The sequence below is a fragment of the Richelia sinica FACHB-800 genome, from assembly GCF_014698825.1.
Taxonomy (GTDB): Bacteria; Cyanobacteriota; Cyanobacteriia; order Cyanobacteriales; family Nostocaceae; genus FACHB-800.
Genome location: NZ_JACJTT010000005.1, coordinates 165,801 through 189,947, shown reverse-complemented (window position 1 = coordinate 189,947; position 24,147 = coordinate 165,801). Strand labels below are relative to the sequence as shown.

Annotated in this window: 17 protein-coding genes and 1 pseudogene; 7 read left to right on the top strand and 11 right to left on the bottom strand. The window is 40.7% G+C overall.

Features of this window, described 5'->3' with window-relative positions; translation table 11 throughout:
* Window positions 1-71 precede the first annotated feature (71 nt).
* The gene (locus H6G73_RS06665; RefSeq protein ID WP_190602566.1) at window positions 72-569 is read right to left on the bottom strand and encodes an NUDIX domain-containing protein; all 498 of its coding nucleotides are present in this window, start codon (window positions 567-569) and stop codon (window positions 72-74) included.
* Window positions 570-1,452: 883 nt separating this feature from the next.
* On the opposite strand from H6G73_RS06665, the gene H6G73_RS06660 reads away from it, so the two are divergent.
* Window positions 1,453-1,617: a hypothetical protein gene (locus tag H6G73_RS06660; RefSeq protein ID WP_190602498.1), complete on the top strand. Its 165-nt coding sequence runs from the start codon at window positions 1,453-1,455 to the stop codon at window positions 1,615-1,617.
* Between the two features lie 84 nt (window positions 1,618-1,701).
* Here H6G73_RS06660 and argH read toward each other — a convergent pair whose 3' ends face one another.
* The 7 genes from argH to trmD all read right to left on the bottom strand — a co-directional run bounded on the left by argH (window position 1,702) and on the right by trmD (window position 8,401).
* Window positions 1,702-3,087: an argininosuccinate lyase gene (argH, locus tag H6G73_RS06655; RefSeq protein WP_190602496.1), complete on the bottom strand. Its 1,386-nt coding sequence runs from the start codon at window positions 3,085-3,087 to the stop codon at window positions 1,702-1,704.
* 189 nt (window positions 3,088-3,276) lie between these two features.
* On the bottom strand, window positions 3,277-3,489 hold the full coding sequence (locus H6G73_RS06650; RefSeq protein WP_190602494.1) for a hypothetical protein: 213 nt from the start codon (window positions 3,487-3,489) through the stop codon (window positions 3,277-3,279).
* Window positions 3,490-3,604: 115 nt separating this feature from the next.
* Window positions 3,605-4,375: a nickel pincer cofactor biosynthesis protein LarB gene (gene larB, locus H6G73_RS06645; protein WP_190602492.1), complete on the bottom strand. Its 771-nt coding sequence runs from the start codon at window positions 4,373-4,375 to the stop codon at window positions 3,605-3,607.
* Between the two features lie 201 nt (window positions 4,376-4,576).
* Window positions 4,577-6,361, bottom strand: coding sequence for an ABC transporter substrate-binding protein (locus H6G73_RS06640; protein ID WP_190602490.1), 1,785 nt, complete (start codon window positions 6,359-6,361; stop codon window positions 4,577-4,579).
* Between the two features lie 206 nt (window positions 6,362-6,567).
* Complete coding sequence (locus H6G73_RS06635; RefSeq protein WP_242034129.1) at window positions 6,568-7,035, bottom strand: hypothetical protein; 468 nt, start codon at window positions 7,033-7,035, stop codon at window positions 6,568-6,570.
* A gap of 38 nt (window positions 7,036-7,073) precedes the next feature.
* Entirely contained in the window at window positions 7,074-7,556 is a 483-nt protein-coding gene (ispF, locus tag H6G73_RS06630; protein ID WP_190602487.1) for a 2-C-methyl-D-erythritol 2,4-cyclodiphosphate synthase, read from the bottom strand.
* 119 nt (window positions 7,557-7,675) lie between these two features.
* The gene (gene trmD, locus H6G73_RS06625; protein WP_190602485.1) at window positions 7,676-8,401 is read right to left on the bottom strand and encodes a tRNA (guanosine(37)-N1)-methyltransferase TrmD; all 726 of its coding nucleotides are present in this window, start codon (window positions 8,399-8,401) and stop codon (window positions 7,676-7,678) included.
* A gap of 491 nt (window positions 8,402-8,892) precedes the next feature.
* Here trmD and H6G73_RS06620 point away from each other — a divergent pair, with 491 nt between their 5' ends.
* Both H6G73_RS06620 and cphA read left to right on the top strand, forming a co-directional pair.
* On the top strand, window positions 8,893-9,756 hold the full coding sequence (locus H6G73_RS06620; protein ID WP_190602482.1) for a cyanophycinase: 864 nt from the start codon (window positions 8,893-8,895) through the stop codon (window positions 9,754-9,756).
* A gap of 173 nt (window positions 9,757-9,929) precedes the next feature.
* On the top strand, window positions 9,930-12,620 hold the full coding sequence (cphA, locus tag H6G73_RS06615; RefSeq protein WP_190602480.1) for a cyanophycin synthetase: 2,691 nt from the start codon (window positions 9,930-9,932) through the stop codon (window positions 12,618-12,620).
* A gap of 226 nt (window positions 12,621-12,846) precedes the next feature.
* Here the strand turns inward: cphA and H6G73_RS06610 are convergent.
* Both H6G73_RS06610 and H6G73_RS06605 read right to left on the bottom strand, forming a co-directional pair.
* A pseudogene (locus H6G73_RS06610) lies at window positions 12,847-14,895 on the bottom strand (pentapeptide repeat-containing protein).
* Window positions 14,896-15,008: 113 nt separating this feature from the next.
* On the bottom strand, window positions 15,009-15,368 hold the full coding sequence (locus H6G73_RS06605; RefSeq protein ID WP_190602478.1) for a hypothetical protein: 360 nt from the start codon (window positions 15,366-15,368) through the stop codon (window positions 15,009-15,011).
* A gap of 268 nt (window positions 15,369-15,636) precedes the next feature.
* Here H6G73_RS06605 and aspS point away from each other — a divergent pair, with 268 nt between their 5' ends.
* A complete protein-coding gene (gene aspS, locus H6G73_RS06600) occupies window positions 15,637-17,430 on the top strand; it encodes an aspartate--tRNA ligase (protein ID WP_190602476.1) in 1,794 nt (597 codons plus the stop codon).
* A gap of 99 nt (window positions 17,431-17,529) precedes the next feature.
* On the opposite strand, the gene H6G73_RS06595 is transcribed toward aspS, so the two are convergent.
* Entirely contained in the window at window positions 17,530-18,156 is a 627-nt protein-coding gene (locus H6G73_RS06595; RefSeq protein ID WP_190602474.1) for a hypothetical protein, read from the bottom strand.
* A 134-nt stretch (window positions 18,157-18,290) separates the two neighbouring features.
* Here H6G73_RS06595 and H6G73_RS06590 point away from each other — a divergent pair, with 134 nt between their 5' ends.
* The 3 genes from H6G73_RS06590 (at window position 18,291) to lnt (ending at window position 24,140) form a co-directional block, all read left to right on the top strand.
* Complete coding sequence (locus tag H6G73_RS06590) at window positions 18,291-19,205, top strand: restriction endonuclease (protein ID WP_190602472.1); 915 nt, start codon at window positions 18,291-18,293, stop codon at window positions 19,203-19,205.
* Window positions 19,206-20,008: 803 nt separating this feature from the next.
* Window positions 20,009-22,597 carry a DNA topoisomerase (ATP-hydrolyzing) subunit A gene (gyrA, locus tag H6G73_RS06585; protein ID WP_190602470.1) on the top strand — a complete coding sequence of 863 codons (2,589 nt, stop codon included), beginning with the start codon at window positions 20,009-20,011 and terminating at the stop codon, window positions 22,595-22,597.
* Entirely contained in the window at window positions 22,578-24,140 is a 1,563-nt protein-coding gene (gene lnt, locus H6G73_RS06580; RefSeq protein WP_242034128.1) for an apolipoprotein N-acyltransferase, read from the top strand. The genes gyrA and lnt overlap by 20 nt, the downstream gene beginning before the upstream one ends.
* The last annotated feature ends 7 nt before the right edge of the window (window positions 24,141-24,147 follow it).

Sequence of the window (24,147 nt, the reverse complement as noted above, 5' to 3'; positions counted from 1 at the left end):
AGGAAAAATAGATTTTAGCCTCAAGATTTTATCTTAAATTCAAAAACTAAAATCTAAAATTTCCAATATTTCTAAGCCAAGGTTGTTAAACCATTCAAGTAGTCTTGTAATTGTCGAGAATGGTCATGAGACATACGTTCTCTTAGGGGTAAGTTACTGGGAGAGAAGGCTTTGATTTCCGTTACTTCTAGAGTGTCTTGGATCTCCATTTTCCCGCACACATCAGCTTCAACAACGATACAGATAGAATGGATTCTCGGATCTCTGTCTGGTGAAGAGTATACTCCAACTAACCGCTTGATTTTCATTAAATCCAGTCCAGTTTCTTCCCTTAACTCCCGACGGACTGCACTAGGAACGTCTTCTCCCCAGTCCACCATACCGCCAGGTAATCCCCAAAGTCCATTATCGCTGCGTCGAATCAACACAATTCGACCGTCAGGTAAAATCGGGATAATACTGGTTCCAGTAATGGGATGACGGAAGATGATCCCTAATACTGTTTGTCCAAAACGCCATAAGCTACGAGTGGACTGGATAAGTGCCATAAAAAAAGCAATAATTTTCAATCTCAAATTTCTGTATTGTATTTTATTAATTGCTTATCCTTTACGTCGATTGCAATAAAAAAATTGAGTTATTTTTTTATACAAATCGAATCTGGGTTTGGTTTGTTTTTCAATTTTATAGTTGGTAACTAAGTCAATATTAACATTAGCTCTCCCCGAAATGAATGTATTTTTACTTAGATAGATGTTGTCCATTGAACTAACGCTATGAACAATAATTCCCATCCATGAAAAAGACAAGCCATAATCAATACTCAGTTGGACTGGGATATTCAGGAATTTGTTGCTAAATTAATTCAAGTTTTTGGAAAATTCATACTTTAGGTAGTTGGATATGGAACTTCTCCCTTTTGGTGGATATATGATTAGCAATCCTGTTGAGAAAGAATCAATAGACAATCTCATAGTTTTTATTTCCCAGGGGAAGAGAAACTAGCAGGGTATAAAATAATTTTGAGGTGCAGATGTTTGGAGAAATTAACCACGAAAAATATACCTCAATTTGTATCAATTTCAGCTTTGATCATCAACAGAATAACGGAAAGACCGGATCTAACTATAGATAATGCTAGATGATTGATGCACTATTGTGATCAAGGAGAATAAGCAGACGGCATTTTACTTGACATACTTTGATTTACTGGGTTAGACTAGTAAACTGTTTAAAGTGTATTGATTGCTGCACTAGGCTAAAAGTATAACAATAACATCAGTAGCTGATATTGCCTACGCCATGCCTAGTAACGCTACGTGGGATTTAAAATTCCAGATTCAAACTTCAAAAAGCTCATGAAAAAAGCTTTTCAGTGGTTTTGAATTATGTTTTCATTTCCCCAGCGCTGCACGAAATTGCAGTTTTTTGTTGTTTATTCATGAGGTGAACATGGCTAAGCGCCGTAATCCGAAAAAAGAAAAGGCGCTACGGAACCAGGCGTATGCCAGAAAGTTTCGTAAACGGACTACTAATGGAAGAATGCAAAGAAGATTCCAGCAAAGATCACCCAAGAGTGAAGAAGATGAAGGCGCAGCAGCTATTGATGCTGAATGATTTGCCTGCTTGCATCATTGCTATGTGAATCTTTTGGTAATGAAGCCGTACAAATGTACGGCTTTGTTTTTAGGTTAGGTTAGGTTAGGTTGATATTTGTGTGCGGGCTGCTAGAACAGCTTGCTTAACTTGGGTGAAGCCTGTTCCACCATAACTGTTACGGGCCGCAACTACTTGACGAGGAGAGATGGCTTCATAAATATCTGCATCAAAGGCTGGGTGTAGTTTTTGCCACTCATCTAAGGTCAAATCTTTGAGTAATTTTCCGGCAGCGATGCTAGTTTTAACTACTTGTCCGACGAGGTTGTAAGCTTCGCGGAAGGGTACACCTCTAGCTGCAAGATAGTCTGCCACATCTGTAGCATTGGCAAAGTCTTCGGTTACGGCTTGTGCTAAACGCTGGGTACGGAATTCTAAGCCTTCTGCTAGTAAGATGGTCATGGCTTCTAGGCAAGCTTTGACGGTATTGACGCTATCAAATAAACCTTCTTTGTCTTCTTGCAGGTCTTTGTTATAGGCCAGGGGTAGCCCTTTCATAATGACTAGCATGGCCTGGAGATGCCCGAAAACACGGCCAGTTTTGCCTCTGACTAGTTCTGGTACGTCGGGGTTTTTCTTTTGGGGCATGATACTGGAACCGGTGGCACAGCTATCTTTGAGGGTGACAAAGCGAAATTCTTCTGATGCCCAGAGAATGACTTCTTCTGATAGGCGGCTGAGGTGAACCATGATCAGACTAGCTGCACAGAGAAATTCTATGGCAAAGTCGCGATCGCTCACTCCATCCAAGCTGTTAGCATAAATTCCTTCAAAATGCAATAGTCCGGCGGTGTAATGGCGGTCGATGGGAAAGGTGGTTCCCGCTAAGGCACCACAACCCAAGGGGGAAACATTGACTCGTTTGTATACATCCCCTAGCCTTTCCCAGTCCCGTTGTGCCATCTGAAAATATGCCAACAGGTGATGAGCTAAACTCACAGGTTGGGCCCGTTGCAGGTGGGTATAACCAGGGATGAGGGTTTCGATATTTTTCTCAGCAATATCTACCAGTACAGTTTGAAAATCCCGTAATTGCTGTTGAATTTGGCGAATTTGGTCACGCAGGTAGAGTCGAGTGTCAGTACCTACTTGGTCGTTGCGAGAACGGGCTGTGTGTAGCTTTTTGCCCACATCTCCAACAATTTCTGTTAATCTTTTTTCTACGGCAAAGTGTACATCTTCGGCATCAATACCTGGCTGAAATTGACCTTGACGGTATTCTTGACGAATTTGTTCTAACCCTGTAACTAACTTCTCTCCCTCTTCTGGGGAAATGATACCTGTATGGGCCAGCATTTTGGCATGTGCTTGGGAACCAGTGATGTCATATTCTATTAATTCAATATCGAAATTGATACTAGCATTAAAACGAGCGATCGCTGGATGCAGTGCTGATTCAAATCGCTGGCTCCAAGTTTGTTTTTCGGTCATAAAATTTTTAAGGGAGAGGAAAAAATCAATAGACATCTGGTGAAGTTAAATATGCGTTTCCCATAACCCTTGTAGAGACGGTGCATATCACTTCTCTACAGTCTTGACTACCAGATGTCTCATTTTAGGTATTTAGATTCTGGATTTAATTATTCACCCAAAATCTAAACTCTAAAATCTAAAAATACCTTAACCGTAACTGGTTAAAGTTTTGAACATATAACCAATAAACATTCCAATCAATAATGCCCAAACCTGACCAGTCTTGACAAAATTATTCCAAGCGCTTTGCATCTGACCTAGTAAGTCTGGGTCTTGAATGTTGGTGTAATCAGCAAGAAAAGTGATATGAGTATGCAGGTTGTCCCACAGGGGAAATAATGAATCTGACAAATATTCCATATACGCTTACCAAAAGGTTAATAACCTATGTAATGGAGTTGAAGTCATAGGGGCAAATAAAATTACCGCAATTATACGCAATTATTACCTGAAAAAATGACGATATCTCTGTTGATCAACGCAATTTTTCACAAGTTCGTAAAATCTGTCCGGCTAAAACTGCTGCACCAAAGCCATTATCAATATTGACTACCCCCACACCCGCAGCACAGGAATTGAGCATTGTTAATAGAGGTGCAAGACCACCAAAACTTGCACCATAACCGATGCTAGTAGGAACTGCAATTACAGGACAATCTGCTAAACCTGCTACGACGCTAGGTAAAGCACCCTCCATCCCTGCAACCACAATTAATACATTAACTGATTCTAATAAATGGCGATTGCTGAGTAAGCGATGAATTCCTGCTACACCCACATCCCAAAGACGCTGGACACGAAAACCGGAAAGTTCGGCTGTAACTGCGGCTTCTTCTGCTACTGGTAAATCAGCAGTACCGGCGGAGAGAATACCAATAATACCGTCAAATCTGGGTTCGATGATAGGGGGAGCGATCGCACAAATTTTGGCTAACTCGAAGTATTGCAACCCTCTGACTTTTTTCTGCAATATTGTATAAACGTCAGATTCGATGCGAGTAGCCATAACTACAGCAGTGCGTTGACGCATCACTGCCATAATTTGGGCAATTTGGTCTGGTGTTTTACCTGGCCCCCAAATTACCTCCGGGAACCCAGTGCGTAATTGACGATGGTGGTCGATTTTTGCGAACTCACCTACAGATTCATAGGCTAAGTCCTTGAGAGAGTCTAAAGCTACCTCTGGAGTAACTTTACCATGGGCAACCGCTTCCAGGAGCGATCGCAAAGCTTCCGGTTGAGTCATCCGATTTTGGATTTTAAATTTGAGATGGTTGATGAACCCCAAGAATCAATTCGGGGAATGGATAATGGTTAGTAATAGGGAAATATTTTTCCCTACAACTTATTGTCTATTAGACATCTGGTGGTAATTAAATGTGAGTGCTTTGAAACCCTTGTAGAGACGTTCCACCGGAACGTCTCTAAATACATTTTCACCAGAGGTCTATTGTGTAATCTTAATTTCATGAATATTCCAAAAAGCACCCCCAAGCGCAGAAAATTCAATTCCTTCAAACCGATTACGAATTGCAGCCATTGCATAGGAATTTACCAGTTGAATAAATGGTAAATATTCTTGTGCTAACTGTTGAGTTTCAGCATAAATTGCCTTGACCTTAGCCTCATCAAATTCCTGTGCTGCTTGAATATATAAATCACCAATTCTTCGTTCCCACGGGGCAACTTCCCATCCTTCTATTGGTTTTTGACCTGGTTGAGGTTTTTGATTAAATACATGTAATCCCCCTTCAGGAGACCAAACATTTGCCCCATCATTTGGTTCCAAACCTCCTGTTAAACCTAGTAAAGAAGCTTCCCAATCTAAAGTATTAGAAAGTTTATCCGTAAAAGTATTCCAAGCTAAAGGCGTAAAATCAACTTGAATGCCGATTTTTGCTAAATTCTGCTTAATTTGAGACCCCATTCCCTCCCGAATTTTATTACCAGCATTAGTGAGTAGAGTAAACCTCACCCTATTTCCCTGAGCATCTTCTAACTGATTTTCAGCATTATATTTAAAACCAGCTTTGAGTAGTAATTGTTTAGCCTTTTCAGGATTATAGTTGTAAGTCTTTAATCCCTGTTCAGGAGAAAGATAATAAGGACTTTGAACAGAAATAGGAGAATTTTGAGTTTGACCTAAGCCCCGAAAAATATTGTTAATCATTGTTTGCCTATCAATTGCATAGGCTACCGCTTGACGAAATTCTACGCTATTAAACCAACGGGACTTAATCGGGTCAATTAGCGGCTTACCGTTACGCTTACCTTGATTAAGATTAAAGATTAAAAAACTTGTCCCCGCACCCGGACCACCATTGTAAATTTTGAAATTACCTTGTTTTTCTTGAACTTTTAATAGGGAAAAATAATCAGGAGAGACAGCAACAGAATCTAACCCACCAGACCTAAATTGCAGCAAAGAAGTATCTGTAGATTCGACAATTTGCCAAACAATTTTTTCAATATAAGGTTGGGGTTTACCTTGACCATCTTTCCGCCAATAATAGGGATTACGACGAAAAATCACCCTTTGACTGGTATCATACCTTTCCAATTTATAAGGACCGTTAACAATAAGCTCATCTGGTGGAGTATCCACACCCCATTTACTCAGAAATAGAGGTTTACCATCTTGATTTTTCGTCTGAATTGATTGCTTAAGAGCGTGAGCAGGTAAAATAGCTGCACTTGCATTTTGTAAAAATGGCCGAAAAGGTTCTGGTACGCTAAATTCTACCCGACGCTGATCAATTTTTTTGACAGTAGGTAATTTGCGGTCTTTACCTATTCTCAGAATGTCTCGAACATCAGTAGGAATTTCTTCATTCAGATAAATATCGTTATAGGTAAAAACTACATCATCTACAGTTAAAGGTTGTCCATCAGACCATTTCAATCCTGGACGCATGGTGAAAATAATCTTGGATTTATCCTCAGATACTTGCCATGATTCTGCCAAATCTGGCTCCATTTTCCCTGTAATGGGATTTTGACTAACTAACCCTTCATAGGTATATCCAAAAATATTTGGTGATTCAGAACTGAGAGCGTAATTAAAGGTTTTTGGGTCACTGAGAATGCTAGTTACTAACTGTGGAACCTGAGAGGCATTGCTTTTAAAATTACTGGGGTTACAGCCAGTAATTGATATTGCTGTAAAAGCAAGAATAGTGATTATTAATAAAAAACGGTTTGTCTGATTGAGAAGGTTTTTAATAAATTTCATAGTTTATTTCCATACAATAAATTTAGATTGGGTTCATTGAGACTCGAACCAACCTAGAAAATTCTTGGTATTGCTAAAGTATAGTAAATTTCCTGCTTCTGAATCCTGCCCTTTAGCAATAGCCATTAAAAAGTTAGTTTCAATATAAAGTATAAGCACCTAGGTGTTCCTAATAAAAAGCATTGACATGTAAATATTTTATTTATTCAATTTCTGATTATGTGAGTATGTTCTTCATCTTCCATTAATGACAACAACCCAATTTGGGCTATTTCATCATATGCTGGTGGACTCGCTGAATTCCAATGATATGCTAAATCTCTGAGCCAAGATTGAACAAGAGTTTCTAGGTGAAAATTAAATATTCTTTTTTGACTAAAATCTGGGTCGTAGATGCTGAGTATATCATTTGTTTTCAGAGATATTGAATCTTTGGTCTTTTTATCCTCAGTCAATGGGAAAATACTAATTTCTTCCAAATCAACGAACATACCAAAAGGAATATCTTCTTTGATATCATTCAAGTAGTATGTTTTTAATTGAGAAATAGAATTTTGTCTGGAAATATTGTCTAATTTTTCGGCTTTTGTTTCAACTAATAAAACAGTATTGTCATTCCTATTCTTAAACAGAATTCCAGGAAGATATTGTTGAATATGTTCAGAAAATTGCATATCATTGTTTCCTCTCATTAAGTGAGTTTGACAATTCACTAATCCCCAGCTACTAACAAAACCACAGCATAGGCGCAAATACCCTCTTCTCTACCAGTGGGACCGAGTTTTTCATTCGTAGTAGCTTTAACACCAACTTGATTGGGTTCTAATTCCAAAACTGCTGCTAATTTATCTCGCATTTTAGCAATATAGGGTTTTAACTTTGGTCGCTCGGCCACAACTACAGAATCAATATTGCCAATTTTCCACCCTTGGTCACGAATTAACTGGTGTACTTGATTTAATAGTACAAGACTATCAGCCCCTTGCCATTGGGGATCGGTGGGGGGAAAATAATGGCCAATGTCACCTAAAGATAATGCCCCTAGCATTGCGTCCATGATGGCATGGGTGAGGACATCAGCATCACTGTGTCCCAATAAACCAAGTTCATGGGGAATGTGAATACCGCCTAAAATGAGAGGGCGATCGCTCACCAATCTGTGAATATCGTAGCCGTTACCAATTCTGATGTTCATAAATAGAAGTTCAGGAGTTCAGAAGTTGCAGAAGTTGCAGAAGTATGGCTAACGCCACGCTGCGCGAACAGAAGTTGCAGAAGTATGCCTACGGCACACTGCGCGAACAGGAGAAAGAATTAATTTGTCCCCTCTTCCCTGTTCTCTGTTCCCTGTCCCCTTTCTTGTTTCCATTTTTCCAGTAAATCAGGACGACGCAACCCTGTCCGTTTAATCTGTTGTTGAAAACGCCACCGGGCAATTTCTGCATGATTGCCACTTAACAACACATCGGGAACTTGCCAACCGCGAAAATTAGCAGGACGAGTGTACTGGGGATAGTCTAATAATCCTTCTTCAAAACTCTCAGCTTTGAGTGATTCTACTTTTCCCACCGTTCCTGGTAACAATCGCACCACACCATTGAGTAAAGCCATCGCGGGAATTTCTCCCCCGGTGAGAATAAAATCCCCCAAAGATACTTCACGGGTGACTAAATTTAACACCCTGTCATCCACTCCTTCATAATGTCCACAAATCACAATTAACTGGTCATAATTGGTGGCTAATTCCCGCAGCAAGGGTTGATTAATCGTTTGTCCTTGGGGACTCATCAAAATGACATCGCGACGGGGTAAAACTGGTAAGGACTCCACTGCGGCAAAAATGGGTTCTGGCTTCATCAACATCCCTACACCGCCACCGTAGGGTTCATCGTCTACCTTTCGATGCTTATCAGTGGTAAAATCTCTAGGATTAATCAAATTGACTTGGGCTATTTGTTTGGCTAGGGCCTTACCCAATAGACCAGAAGTAAGAATTGAGGTAAAACAATCAGGAAAAAGCGTAACTATATCAAAACGCACAGTAATTCGTATTCAATGACACTAATTTAAGGGTGGGATCTCTAGAAAACACAATAGGTTAAGCTGAGGTAAATTTACACATAAAATTTAACTTTAGTATCTAAAACTACCAAAACCCTTAATTTTTGGTAAAACCAAAAGTTTTTCTAATTACTTAATTTATGTTTAAATATTGTCACAAGTAAATTGAAATTAATAATCCCACCAAAGTTAACAACTTCCAGGATGTATCGAGCCAGCCTCAGAAAAAAGAGTGTCAAGACCTGCTCGCCCCTAAGTCCAGAAGGGAAATCCTTCCCAAGCAGCATTTTGCCAATCTGGAAAACGTGGATAGGTGAAAAACAAGGCGCTGGCTATGAGGAACAGCAACGGACACATGAAAGCTGAGGCATCGTGTGAGCTATGCCGTGTCCTCACCACAAATCAAAGGGCGAAATCACTAGGGTAAAACCTTGTTCAATTCACCTGAAGTTGTTGACAGGAGAAACACCATGCCGCTTATTAAAGCTAAATCGCTGGAAATGAGGACACCCCAAGCAACTAAAACGGCCGTTCTGGTTATCGGAGGCGCAGAAGACAAAGTTCATGGACGCGAAATCCTCAGAACTTTTTTTGTTCGTGCTGGTGGTAGCAAGGCTTATATTACAATAATTCCATCGGCCTCCCGTGAACCTGCCATTATAGGTGGTAGGTATATTCGCATCTTTGAAGAAATGGGTGCTGAAAAAGTTGAGATATTAGATATTCGGGAACGGGAACAATGCGAAAACTCCCAAACTAAAGCCTCCCTGGAAAACTGTACAGGGGTGTTTTTAACAGGAGGAGACCAATTGCGCCTCTGCGGAGTCCTGTCAGACACAGCAGCGATGGAAATTGTGAGACAGCGTGTGCGGTCTGGACAATTAACCCTAGCAGGAACCAGTGCTGGGGCTGCGGTGATGGGGCATCACATGATTGCGGGTGGTGGCAGTGGTGAAACTCCCAATCGTTCCTTAGTTGATATGGCAACGGGTTTGGGTTTCATTCCTGAAGTGATTGTTGACCAGCACTTTCACAACCGTAATCGGATGGGACGACTCATTAGTGCGATCGCTGCCCATCCAGATCGTCTAGGCATTGGCATTGATGAAGACACCTGCGCTTTATTTGAACGTGATGGTTGGTTACAAGTTCTGGGTAAAGGCAGTGTGACCATTGTTGATCCCACCGAACTCACTCATACAAACGAACCCCATGTGAGCGCCAACGAACCTTTAACGGTGCATAATTTACGTCTACATATCCTCAGTTACGGAGATCGCTTCCATCTCTACCAACGTACTGTTCTCCCCGCTGTGCATCGGATCTCCAGCTGAAGGAATAGAGTATCTGAGCTTACATCCCTATTGACCGCATCTTTTGTTGTTGCTGCAAAAAGATTGAAACTAATACCATTTAAAAAGAAAAAACTGTTTATCATGAACAGTTTAGCGGTCAATTCCAGTAAGAAACTAGAATTTTGGTTCCGAATCTCCATCTACCTATTCCCATGAGAATCCTCAAGATCCAGACCTTACGCGGCCCAAACTACTGGAGCATTCGACGCCACAAGCTGATCGTCATGCGCCTCGATTTAGAAAACCTTGCCGAGACGCCCTCAAATGAAATCCCTGGCTTTTATGAAGGATTAGTAGAGGCGCTGCCAAGTCTGGAGGGTCATTATTGCTCCCCTGGCTGTCGTGGTGGTTTTTTAATGCGGGTGCGTGAAGGCACCATGATGGGCCATATCGTGGAACATGTAGCCTTAGAACTGCAAGAACTAGCTGGAATGCACGTAGGATTTGGCCGCACCCGTGAAACAGCCACACCTGGCATTTACCAGGTCGTGATTGAATATTTGAATGAGGAAGCGGGACGTTACGCGGGACGTGCAGCAGTGAGGCTGTGTCAAAGTATTGTTGATCGGGGTCGCTATCCTAAGGCAGAACTAGAGCAAGATATCCAAGACCTGAAAGACTTTTGGCGGGAAGCTTCCCTTGGCCCTTCCACAGAAGCAATCGTCAAAGAAGCAGAAAAGAAAGGTATCCCCTGGATGCCCTTGCCAGCCCGCTTCTTGATTCAGTTGGGCTATGGCATCAATCAGAAGCGGATACAGGCTACTATGACCAATCACACCACCATTTTGGGTGTGGAATTGGCTTGCGATAAAGAAGCCACCAAACGGATTTTAGCTGCCAATGGAGTCCCAGTCCCCAAAGGTACAGTTATTAACTTCTTGGATGACTTAGAAGAAGCGATCGAGTATGTAGGCGGTTATCCCATCGTCATTAAGCCCCTAGATGGTAATCATGGACGGGGGATCACCATTGATATTAGAAGCTGGGAAGAAGCAGAAGCAGCCTACGAAGCAGCAAGAGAGGTGTCACGGTCAATTATCGTTGAGCGATATTACGTCGGGCGCGACCATAGGGTATTAGTGGTAGATGGTAAAGTCGTGGCCGTAGCTGAACGAGTACCTGCTAACGTAGTTGGCAATGGCAGATCCACAATTGCTGAATTGGTTGAAGAAACTAACCAAGACCCTAATCGTGGTGATGGCCATGATAATTTCCTCACCAAAATAGAATTAGACCGAACTAGTTATCAACTGCTAGAACGACAGGGTTATACACTCAACAGTGTTCTACCCAAAGGTACAACTTGTTATCTCCGGGCGACCGCCAACTTAAGTACAGGTGGTATTGCTGTAGACCGTACCGACGAAATCCACCCAGAAAACGTTTGGTTAGCCCAAAGGGTAGTGAAAATTATCGGTTTGGATATTGCTGGCTTGGATGTGGTGACAACTGACATTAGTCGTCCTTTGCGGGAAAACGATGGTGTCGTAGTTGAAGTTAATGCTGCCCCTGGCTTTAGAATGCACGTTGCCCCCAGTGTGGGTATTCCACGCAATGTAGCTGGTGCGGTGATGGATATGCTATATCCCAACGAACAATCTAGCCGTATTCCCATCCTCACAGTTACAGGTACAAATGGTAAAACCACTACTACTCGCCTGTTAGCCCATATTTATAAACAAACAGGTAAAGTTGTAGGTTATACAACTACAGACGGTACTTATATTGGCGATTTCTTGGTGGAATCTGGGGACAATACTGGCCCCCAAAGCGCCCATGTAATTCTCCAAGACCCGACTGTGGAGGTGGCAGTGTTAGAAACGGCCCGTGGCGGGATTCTCCGGTCTGGCTTGGGCTTTGAAGCTGCCAATGTGGGTGTGGTTTTGAATGTCACTGCTGACCATTTGGGCATTGGTGATATAGACACCATTGAACAATTAGCCCATCTCAAGAGTGTAGTGGCAGAAGCTGTTTATCCAGATGGCTATGCGGTACTCAATGCCGATGACCATCGAGTATCAGCAATGGCAGAAAAGACAAAAGCGAATATTGCTTATTTCACCATGAACCCAGATTCAGAATTGGTGCGGAAGCATATTCAAAAGGGTGGGGTAGCCGCAGTATATGAAAATGGTTATTTGTCCATCGTCAAAGGTGACTGGACTCATCGCATAGAAAGAGCAGAAAATATTCCTTTGACCATGGGTGGACGTGCGCCATTCATGATTGCTAACGCTTTGGCGGCGAGTTTGGCGGCTTTTGTCCAAAATGTGACCATTGAGCAAATTCGGGCTGGTTTACGGACTTTCCGGGCTTCTGTGAGTCAAACACCAGGACGGATGAATTTATTCAACTTGGGCAAATACCACGCCTTGGTAGATTATGCCCATAACCCCGCTAGTTACGAAGCTGTGGGCGCTTTTGTGAGAAACTGGACTTCTGGGCAGAGAATTGGTGTAGTTGGTGGCCCAGGCGATCGCCGTGATGAAGATTTTGTTACTCTGGGTAAGTTAGCGGCAGATATTTTTGACTACATCATTGTCAAGGAAGATGATGATACCAGGGGAAGAGCAAGGGGTTCTGCTTCTGATTTAATTACCAAAGGTATTACCCAAGTTAAACCTAATTGCCGTCATGAATCGATTTTGGATGAAACCCAAGCGATTAATAAAGCCTTAGATATGGCCCCTGATGGTAGTTTGGTAGTGATTCTACCAGAAAGTGTCAGTCGGGCAATTCGTTTGATTAGGGCCCGTGGAGTGGTTGAAGAAACCCCTCAAAATAGTGGTGGTGATTCCCAAAATGGAGTTGCCCCTTCATCGGTGTTAAATACTCGTCTCTAGGTGAAGTTCAAAGATAGTTTTTCTGTTATTTCTTTCCCAGCAGAAGAATAGTAATTGAATTAAGCCTGAAAATTAATCATGTATTGCTAAAGCGAGTCCCGTAGGGATGGGCATGAAGAGACGAAGGGGATATTTGATGATAAAAATAAAGTAGGTATGAGGTGCGTTATTGTTAGGGTAGCGCACCATATTTATGACTGTAACAAAAACGTTAATTCTGCATATTTTAAGCTAGACCGAGTAAACCAGAAATTAGGGGTAAAAGCTGACTACATTGCTCAACTAAACTAGCTGCACTGGGTAGACTGGTCAGAATACCTTTCAACATGGTGATTGCTGTATCTGCTAAATCCTGGTTTTCTTGAGGATTTTGTGCTGCTTGTGCTAAATTTTTGACTTGCTTAAGGGCTTTTTCCTTATCTTTTGGTGTTAAATCATTGTCAGATTCAATTGCTGCTTGCAGTTGTGTTAATAATTCCTTAATTCCTGGTTTTTCTGGTTCTGGTGCTGGTGGTAATTCATTAATAGTATTTGTTACTGTACCACTGATTTCACCTAAGTTTAAAGCTTGCCCACTGGCGTTAAAATCTCTGCCGACGCTACCAATTTCAACTTTGCGGCTGGAGTCATTACTGTTAGTCATGTTTTTATTCTCAACTTTGTTTTCTACTTGAACATTTATAGTTTTTTGTGCTAATAAATGGGTAATTTCTTTCATATCAGCACTTTGTTGACGGTAGATAATTATCTGCTCATCTTTTGCTTGTAACAGTGCTTTATATTTTTCTTCAACTGCTTGCAGGGCTAATTGATAATTTTGAGTAAAATCGCTGTGAATCTTTTCTTTATCAGCACCTTCATGCACAGCAACTTTAACAACAACTACCCCATCACCTTTGTTTTCAATACTCTGTATAGCTAATTCTGTATCTTCATTTAGAACTTGCACCGTTTTGAAAGCAGTAATAAAACCTTTCCAGTCAATACCATCGCGGAAAATTAAATCAACAGTATTTAAAACTTCTGCAAATAATTTTGTAAATTCTCCTGGTTGAAATTCGCCACTACTAGGACGACATTCACGCTCATTTTCTAACAGATAGACAAAGCGACAATCTACATTATCTAATTTAGTTGTACTTTCAATATTCCAAGCTTCCACACAAGCACCAGTCATATAAGCATTAGTGAAGTTAGTACCTACAGCTTGGGCAAAAGTTAGGTTAGCCCCTTCTAAATGAGAATTTTGAAAAGTAGCTTCAATAATATCCGCATCTTTTAAATTAGCATCTTTCAAATTAGCATCTATGAGGTTAGCACCTCTGAGGTTAGCACCAGCATAGGATTTACCCTCACCATTACAACTAACTAGCAACTTGAGCACATGACGGTTAGCTAATATTGTTTCTCCTAGTCTGGCAAAATCAAGTTTTTTCGCGTTATAAAAACGAGTGCGCGTTAAATTTGCATTCCTGAAATCTGTATTTTTCAAAGTTGCACCAGTAAAATCAGCATCAGTTAAATCAGCACCACGAAAACTTGTACCACCTATAGCAGCTATAGCGACAGCAAGTTTTTTAATCCAGATAAATTTTTCATTAGATTTTGATACTTGCCAACCGATATAAGTTCCTAATATAGAAATTATAGCAGCAGCCAGAGTAGATTCCGTTCTTTTTAATGCTGTGGATGCAATCAAAGCTAGTGCTAAACCTCCAGCAATAAATATAGGTTAGTGACTAATAATAATGCTCATTATAGTATTAGCCAAAGCCATACTAATCATGCTAATTGCTATTAAAGATAATGCAGCAATTCCAAAGAAAAATGCTGCGATAATTGCCGTATCATCTCCACTTGATACTAAACCAAGTAAAAGACTAGGAGTTAATATTAATATTGATAAAAATCCAGCAGAGAGAAAATTTTTCCACAAACTAATAGTAACAAAAGTCACTAATGAAATTAAAATAAATACATTATATATATAGTCTACAGTTTTTAAATTAGTTTCTAAATGCCAAAAACCAAGGATAAATATTCCTCCTATTCCAGCAACAATTCCTGTAATTAAAAATAATAATAGAGATAATAAAAAAATCAGAAATGTATGAAAAAATCGTAAGCCTGACTTTGTATTACTAAAGTTTGCACCTTTTAAAACAGACTTTTGAAAATTTGCGCCTCTAATGTCAGCACCTTCAAAATTAGCATTTGTCAAATTCTTGCCTTGAAAAGACTTTCCACTAATATTTAGACCAGAGAAATCCTGCATTACTTACTTATAATATTTGCAAGTTATTTAAGAATCAGAACTTACGCATAGGCTACGAAAAATATGGGTTTGAGATTGCTTCCCTACAATCACAATGAAGAAAATATGTATTACTATTCCATACAACTATTTTTCCGACAATTTTCTAAACATTTTCTACGCTCTTCAGGATTAGTTTTTAATTGACATACAACTTGGCATGATTTGAGGATTACTTGACAGTAAAACTCATCAATACGCATCGTTATATTTTCTTCATTATTTGCGAGGACATTTAAATTCAAAGTTTCAGAAGATTCTATTGAATTTACTTCAGGGATTGCTTCGGTAGCAATTTCTCCATTGTTAAAAGATTTAATTAACTCGATACTAGCTGCTTGAACGTCTTCTAAGGATTTAATCCAGGTTTGGAACAAAAGCTTCTGTTCACTAGTAAGGTCATCCCAGTTGGGAAGTTGGAATTTTTGAGTCATGACCTAATTGTATAGTTTATATGTATTTTTAAGTAAAAATACATAGTTAATGTTGCTATTGTCAAGTTTTAGTTATAAAAATATTAGTTAAAGTCCATTTCAGAGTAATTAGAGGATGTCTGAAAAGTTACTCACTAGAGTTATCCTCGGTGACTTTGGCGGATTGGCTGATTTTTCTGGCTGCAAAATGACTACAATTACTAGTGATGCTGGATAATGGGAAAGCTTTGACATTTACTAGCAGCCTGGAAAAGAAGAAATAATTACTATGCGAACTCACTATTGCGGCGAACTCCGAAAAGAGCATATTGGAGAAACTGTTACCTTGTACGGATGGGTAGACCGTTACCGCGATCATGGGGGCGTAACATTTTTAGATTTGCGCGATCGCTCTGGGCTAGTCCAAATCGTTAGTGATCCTCAACGTACACCAGATTCCTATGAATTGGCAAATACTTTGCGAAATGAGTACGTTGTCGAAATTGTTGGTCGAGTTACCCAGCGTCCCCCAGAATCCCTAAATCCTCGCATCCCCACTGGTGATATTGAAATTTACGCCGACCAAATCGTTCTCCTCAACAGTATCAACAAACAATTACCTTTCCAGGTTGCTAGCGGGAATAATGACCCAGTTCGGGAAGAGTTGCGACTCAAGTATCGTTATTTGGACTTGCGACGGGAACGCATGGCACAAAATATGCAGTTGCGTCACCAAGTTGTGAAAGCGATGCGTCGCTTTTTGGAAGATGAACAAGGTTTCATTGAAATTGAAACTCCAGTCCTCACCCGGTCTACTCCAGAAGGTGCGAGAGATTACATCTTACCCAGTCGGGTTAACCCTGGTGAATGGTTCGCTTTACCTCAGTCACCGCAACTATTTAAGCAATTATTGATGGTATCGGGGATGGATAGATACTATCAAGTTGCCCGTTGCTTCCGGGATGAAGATTTACGTGCTGACAGACAACCAGAATTTACTCAGTTAGACATGGAAATGAGTTTCATGTCCCAAGAGGAAATTATCGAACTCAACGAAAACTTAGTTTGTCATATCTTTAAATCTGTCAAAGGAATTGATTTACCACGTCCTTTCCCCCGTCTCACCTACGCGGCAGCAATGGATAAGTACGGAAGCGATAAACCAGATACCCGCTATGGCTTGGAACTGGTTGATGTTTCCGATGTGTTAAAAGATTCGGGTTTCAAAGTCTTTCGAGAGGCAATTTCTCACGGTGGTATAGTTAAAATCCTTCCCATTCCTAACGGTAATGATGCCATTTCCAACGTCCGGATTAAACCCGGTGGCGATATTTTCCGAGAAGCAGCAGAAGCCGGTGCGAAAGGTTTAGCATACATCCGTGTGCGCGAAAACGGCGAAATTGACACTATTGGGGCAATTAAAGATAACCTCACACCAGAACAAAAGCAGGAAATCTTAACTCGCACAGGTGCACAAGCAGGTCACTTATTATTATTTGCTGCTGCTGATGCAGGAACTGTAAATAAAACCTTAGATAGACTACGCCAATTTGTAGCCAGAGAATTTAATCTAATTCCCGCAGATAAAATTAACTTACTCTGGATTACAGATTTCCCCATGTTTGAGTGGAATGCGGATGAAAAACGTCTAGAAGCATTACACCACCCCTTCACTGCACCCCATCCAGATGATTTACATGACTTGAAAACCGCTCGCGCTCAAGCTTATGATTTAGTTTTGAATGGCTTTGAAATCGGTGGTGGTAGCCGGCGGATTTATCAACGAGAAATTCAAGAACAGGTGTTTGAAGCTATTGGTTTAACACCAGAAGAAGCACAAAATAAATTCGGCTTTTTATTAGAAGCATTTGAATATGGAACACCCCCCCATGGCGGTATTGCCTATGGTTTAGATCGGTTGGTGATGCTGTTAGCTGGAGAAGAATCTATTCGCGATGTAATAGCTTTTCCGAAGACACAACAAGCACGGTGTTTATTAACTGATGCACCTTCTGGTGTAGATGGGAAGCAGTTGAAAGAATTGCACGTTGCTTCAACTTTTAAACCGAAAGCGAAAGAGTAAGGTTTGATTATTCCCTCTGCTTTTTGCAGGGGGTTTATTTTTGGTTATATTCTCACGCAAAGATGCAAAGATGCAAAGGAAGAATTAAAGATATTTTGATTAATTTTTATTTAAAATCCCTACTAAAATTTTCATTAATATTTCTAAATCTGTGGGAACTCGATATAACATTAAGTCTTGAGTGATGATTCTTTGATCACGTTGAAAACTACCAAATTGCCAAATGTCTCCTGTGGTGACTGCACCATATAATATGGGTTCATCTGTTGATATCCATTCATTTACAGCAATTAATTCTACTGCTAGTTGAGTAAAACCGCGTGTTAAGTCTGCTTGTTTTGCTTCTACTACTAATACTTGATGTTGACTTTGTAGGTAATAATCTAAATCACCTCGTAAAAATTGGTTTATTTCTATGGGATATTCAATATTAATTGTTGCTTGGGTAATGTGGGCAATTTCTAATAAAATGGGAGCAATTAAAACTTCTCTTCGTGCTGCTTCACTGGTTAAACTCACTCTTTGAATTGCTTCTTCTAATCTTTCTTTTAAATCAGTTAATCGAGGGATTTGATTGTTACTTGTTGGTAAATTAATTGTACTTTTGGTTAAGGTTGCTCCTAGTTCTTGTAAAACATCCGCAGGTGCAAATCTTAAATCAAAGTATTTGCGAAATGTGTATGTTTCACTAGATTTGAGAATTTGAGGACGATGTGGTGTTGTCATACGTTTATAAGTTAGATTGTAGTTTTTCTATCTTCTATATTATAGATTTATTTCACGCAGAGACACTCCAGGCGCAGAGGAGAGGGTAAAATATGGTATAAAAGTTGATTGCTTAATTTAAGAATTTGCGAAAAATGGCTATTCCTGATTTTCAATCTATTATGCTTCCTTTGTTGCAATATGCAGGTGATGGTAAGGAACATTCTTTAAGAGAAGCTATTACATATTTAGCTGATGTTTTTAATTTAAGTGATGAGGAAAAAAAGGAATTATTACCCAGTGGACAGCAAGCTGTTTTTGATAATAGAGTAGGTTGGACTAGAACTCATTTGAAAAAAGCTGGTTTATTACAAGATCCAAAACGTGGTTTTTTTCAAATTACAGAACGAGGAAAAGAAGTATTAAGTCAAAATCCTGCGGAAATTAATCTCAAATTTCTCAATCAATTTCCAGAGTTTATAGAATTTAAAACCAGTAAAAAAGATAATGATAAATCAGAATTAATAGAAATAACCGAAATATCTGAAACTACTCCACAAGAATCTATAGAATTTGGTTATCAGAAAATCAGAAAAGAATTAGAGTTAGAATTATTGAATCGTGTTAAAAGTTGTTCACCTGATTTTTTTGAACGGTTGGTAGTCGATTTATTAGTGAAAATGGGTTATGGCGGTTCTAGACGTGATGCAGGCAAAGCAATTGGTAAAAGCAATGATGGCGGAATTGATGGGATAATTAAGGAAGATAAATTAGGTTTAGATATTGTTTATATTCAAGCTAAAAGATGGGATAATACAGTTGTTGGTAGACCAGAAATTCAAAAGTTTGTTGGTGCTTTGCATGGACAAAGAGCGAGAAAAGGTGTTTTTATCACTACTTCTAAGTTTTCTCAAGAAGCTAGAGATTATGTGTCTATCATAGATAGCAAAATTGTATTAATAGATGGGCAAGAATTAGCACAATTGATGATTGATAATCATGTGGGTGTATCAACTGTATCTATTTACGAAATTAAAAAAATAGATTCTGATTATTTTACAGATGATTGAAAAATAAGTGATATATAATAAATTTATTTTTAATCTTTTATATAGAAACTAATAAATAAAAATTTAATAGAAAAATATAGGAAACATGCCAAATTACAGTAAAGTTGCTTACAGCAAATTTCATTTAAGTGAAGCACAAATATAGCGGGCAAGATCCCCGCACCACAAGAGTTAGATTATTCATGTGTGTAAATTATACACTTGCAATCTGCTGGATAAAGATTATCTAATGTCCTAATTACATTAGCTACAGCTATATGAAAATCGATGATTTTGACTATTTTGTGCAGATTTAAATATAATTTGTATAAAATTTTATAATTAAAAACTGAATTGGCACTTTTATATTTAAGATGCAATTTTTGGAAATTGGGCATTCTGATTGACTTAATTATACTCTGTTAAATAGAATTATATTGCTTTGTGAGCATGTTATTTTTAATTTTCTGAAATATAGATTATATGATTAGATTTTGGTGAAAAATCAAGCATGTGACACCAACATAAAATAGATATTTTAAAATCATAAAAAATCATAAATTTATGAGCAACAGTTAATTTGTTTAGATGTTTTATCTAAGCCAAAAAATATCCATGCAACAAAATAATATTTTCGATAATTATTAGTGATAGAATATTCAAGTTTTTAGCGACTTTTGCTAAGGGTTCTCTGCCAGCAAAAAAAGCGAGTATATGTTAGAATTATATCAAAATATGACAATTATTCAAGATTAATTTGACATAATTTTGCGTTTTGTCAACTATCAAGGCTAAAATCTACAATTTCTGGAGTTTTTTAGGTTATGACAACCTCACAGGAGAGGATTATCCCGACAGATTTGCGCCATGAAATGTCGCAGTCTTATCTGGAATACGCCATGAGCGTAATAGTGGGTCGGGCGCTGCCAGATGCCAGGGATGGTCTCAAACCTGTGCATCGTCGCATCCTCTACGCTATGCACGAGCTAGGTTTAACACACGATCGCCCGTTTAGGAAATGCGCCCGTGTGGTGGGGGAAGTGTTGGGTAAATATCACCCCCACGGCGATACAGCGGTTTATGATGCCTTAGTTCGCATGGCCCAGGATTTTTCCATGCGATCGCCTTTAATTAATGGTCATGGGAACTTTGGTTCCATTGATAATGACCCACCAGCAGCGATGCGGTACACAGAATGTCGTCTGCAAGCCCTCACCACCTCATCGTTACTCCAAGATATTGAATCGGAAACAGTCGATTTTATCGATAACTTCGACGGTTCCCAACAAGAACCCACGGTTTTACCCTCCCGTATTCCCCAACTATTGCTGAATGGTTCCTCTGGGATTGCCGTGGGTATGGCCACGAATATTCCTCCCCATAACTTGGGTGAATTGATTGATGGATTGGTGGCAATGATTCACAATCCAGAAATCACCGATACCCAGTTAATGCAGCATATTCATGGGCCAGACTTTCCCACTGGGGCGCAGATTTTAGGCACAGCCGCCATCAAAGAAGCTTACACCACCGGACGGGGTTCCATTACCATGCGGGGTGTGGCGAATATTGAAACCATCGAACAACGCAACCGTCCAGACCGGGAAGCAATTATCATCACCGAATTGCCTTACCAAACCAACAAAGCGGCGTTGATTGAGAAAATCGCCGAATTGGTAAACGATAAAAAGATAGAGGGGATCGCAGATATCCGCGACGAGAGCGATCGCGACGGGATGCGAATCGTGATTGAATTAAAACGGGATGCCTATCCCCGTGTTGTTTTAAATAACCTATATAAACAAACTCCACTCCAAGCCAACTTTGGCGCGAATATGTTGGCCCTGGTGAACGGTGAACCCCAAACCCTCACCCTCAACCAGTTTTTAAAGGTATTTCTCGATTTTCGCATTGAAACTATTGAACGTCGCACCCGTTACGAACTGCGAAAAGCCGAAGAACGAGACCACATTTTGCAAGGTTTATTAATTGCCCTTGCCCAATTAGATGCCATCATTAACTTAATTCGCCATGCGCCAGATGCACCTACAGCCAAGGGTGAGTTAATTAGTAATTATGGACTATCAGAAGTGCAAGCCGACGCGATTTTACAAATGCAGCTACGGCGGTTAACAGCCCTAGAAGCAGATAAAATCCGCCTGGAACACGAAGAATTACAAAAGCAAATTACCGATTTACAGGATATTCTGGCCAGGAAAGAACGGGTTTTAGAAATTATTGAAACAGAAATCAAGCAAATCAAAACCCAATTTGCCACACCCCGACGCACAGTCATCACCCACGCAGAAGGAGAATTAGACGATCGCGATTTAATCGCCAACGAAAAAGCCATCATTCTCCTCACAGAACAAGGTTATATCAAGCGGATGCCTGTGAATACCTTTGAGGCTCAAAGCCGGGCCACCAGAGGGAAAGCCGCCGCTAAAGTCAAAGATGATGATACCGTCGAGCATTTCTTAACCTGCTGTGACCATGACAGCGTATTATTCTTTAGCGATCGCGGCGTGGTTTACTGTCTGAGAGCTTATCAAATTCCCGTGGGTTCCCGTACCAGTCGGGGTACACCCATCGTGCAAATGCTCCCCATTCCCAAGGAAGAAAAAATCACCTCCATCGTCCCCGTTGATGAATTCAGCAGCGAAGAATATCTAGTGATGTTAACCAAAGGCGGAAACATCAAAAAAACCGAATTAGCAGCCTTTAGTAACATTCGTGCCAACGGACTCATTGCCATCTCCTTAGAAGAAGGCGACCAACTACGCTGGGTACGTCGGGCCAGAGTCGAAGATAGCGTCATTATTGGTTCTCGCCAAGGGATGGCCATTCACTTCCGGTGTAACCATGAACAACTGCGTCCCCTTGGTCGGGCTACCCGTGGAGTCAAGTCCATGAAGCTCAAAGACGGCGATGAATTGGTGGGAATGGATATTCTCCCCGCTGCCATTCTGGATACTTTGAACACAGATACAGACGTGGAAATCGAAGATATTCCTGAAACCGAAGACATAGAAAATAACGAAGAAAACCCAGAAGTTGCCGGTAATAACAGCGTCGGCCCTTGGGTATTGGTCATTACCATGGGTGGATATGGCAAGCGCGTGCCAGTTGCCCAATTCCGCCTGCAAAATCGGGCGGGACAAGGTTTAATGGCCACCAAATTCAAAAACCGCAAAACCAAAGATAACCTCGCCACCCTGAGAATTGTTAACAGTGACGATGAAATCATGATGGTGACAAATCGGGGTATTATCATTCGCCAAGCCATCAACGCCATTTCCATTCAATCCCGTTCTGCCACAGGAGTGAGAGTCCAGCGTTTAGATGAAGATGATGCTATTACCGGGGTAGCGATCGTTCCCCCTGATGCTAGCGATGCTGAAGACGCTGAATAAAAAACAGGGAGAGAGATTGTCTTTCTTTCTCCCCTTTGGTTTATCCTTCCTCAGTGGTATCGCCATGGGGATAACGGTTGCCCCCGTTGGTGCATGGTTTTTTGCCTGGTTTGCCCTTGCACCCCTGTGGGTATTGGTAGTTAAATCTACCAGAAAAAAAATATCCCACCCCATTCTCTTAGGCTTTACCTGGGCAATTGGCTATCATGGTGTCGCCCTTGCCTGGATCACTGGGATTCACCCCATGGACTGGTTGGGCGTGCCTTGGTGGCCTAGCTTGGCCATCACCCTATTTTGCTGGACATTCATTAGCTGTTGGGGTGGTATCTTAGTCGGGCTGTGGGCAGGTCTAATGGCACGCCTAACTCAACAAAAACCTGTGCTCAGAGTTCTCATGGGTACAGCCTTGTGGTGTGCTTTAGAAAGTTTGTGGAGTGCTGGGCCTTTGTGGTGGAGTTCCCTAGCTTATACACAGTCACCCCAAAACCTAGTTATTTTACATTTAGGTCAAATTTCCGGTACAACTACTATCACCGCCCTGATTGTAGCTATTAATGGTTTAATTGCCGAATTCTGGATTAATCGCCATAGTCGCAAAAAATTATCTTATTTAGCTGCTGCTTGCGTCATTTTCATTATCTCCCACCTCATCGGCTTTTATCTCTACACCCAACCCCTGCAAGACAACCCCAGTACAGCCTTAAAAATCGGCATTATTCAAGGCAATATCCCCAATAAAATCAAACTCCTGCCCGAAGGTTTACGCCGTGCCATCACAGGTTACACCGAAGGCTATGAGAAATTAGCTACTCAAGGTGTAGATGGCATTCTCACCCCAGAAGGCGCATTACCATTTTTTCAACGGGACTTAAAAAACACACCCCTACTGGCAGCGGTGAGAGAAAAAGGTGTAATTGTTTGGGTTGGTGCCTTTGGTGAACGGGGGAAAAGTTATACCAACAGCCTATTTACCGTGGCTGGAAACGGAGAAATTATCAGCCGTTACGACAAATCAAAACTTGTACCTCTAGGAGAATATATTCCCTTTGAACAAATTATTGGTGGACTGATTCAACGTCTATCACCCCTAGATGAACATCAAGTACATGGTGCATCCAATCAGATTTTTGATACACCCTTGGGGCGAGTAATTGTGGGAATTTGCTACGAATCAGCCTTTCCCGAAATCTTCCGTCGTCAAGCTGCTGCTGGTGGACAATTTATCCTCAGTTCTTCCAACGATGCCCATTACACCGCCGCTATGTCAGCCCAACACCATGCCCAAGATATTATGCGGGCCATTGAAACCGATAGATGGGCAGTCAGAGCTACTAACACAGGATATTCGGCATTTGTCAACCCCCACGGCAAAACTTTGTGGATTTCCGGTTATAACACCTACGAAACCCACACAGAAACTATTTACCGTCGCCCAACCCAAACCCTATATGTGCGTTGGGGAGATTGGTTAATGCCTTTATTACTCATCGCCAGTACCCTAGCCTGGGTTGCAGCGAGAACAATTTCTGATGAACAAACTTGACTGAGAC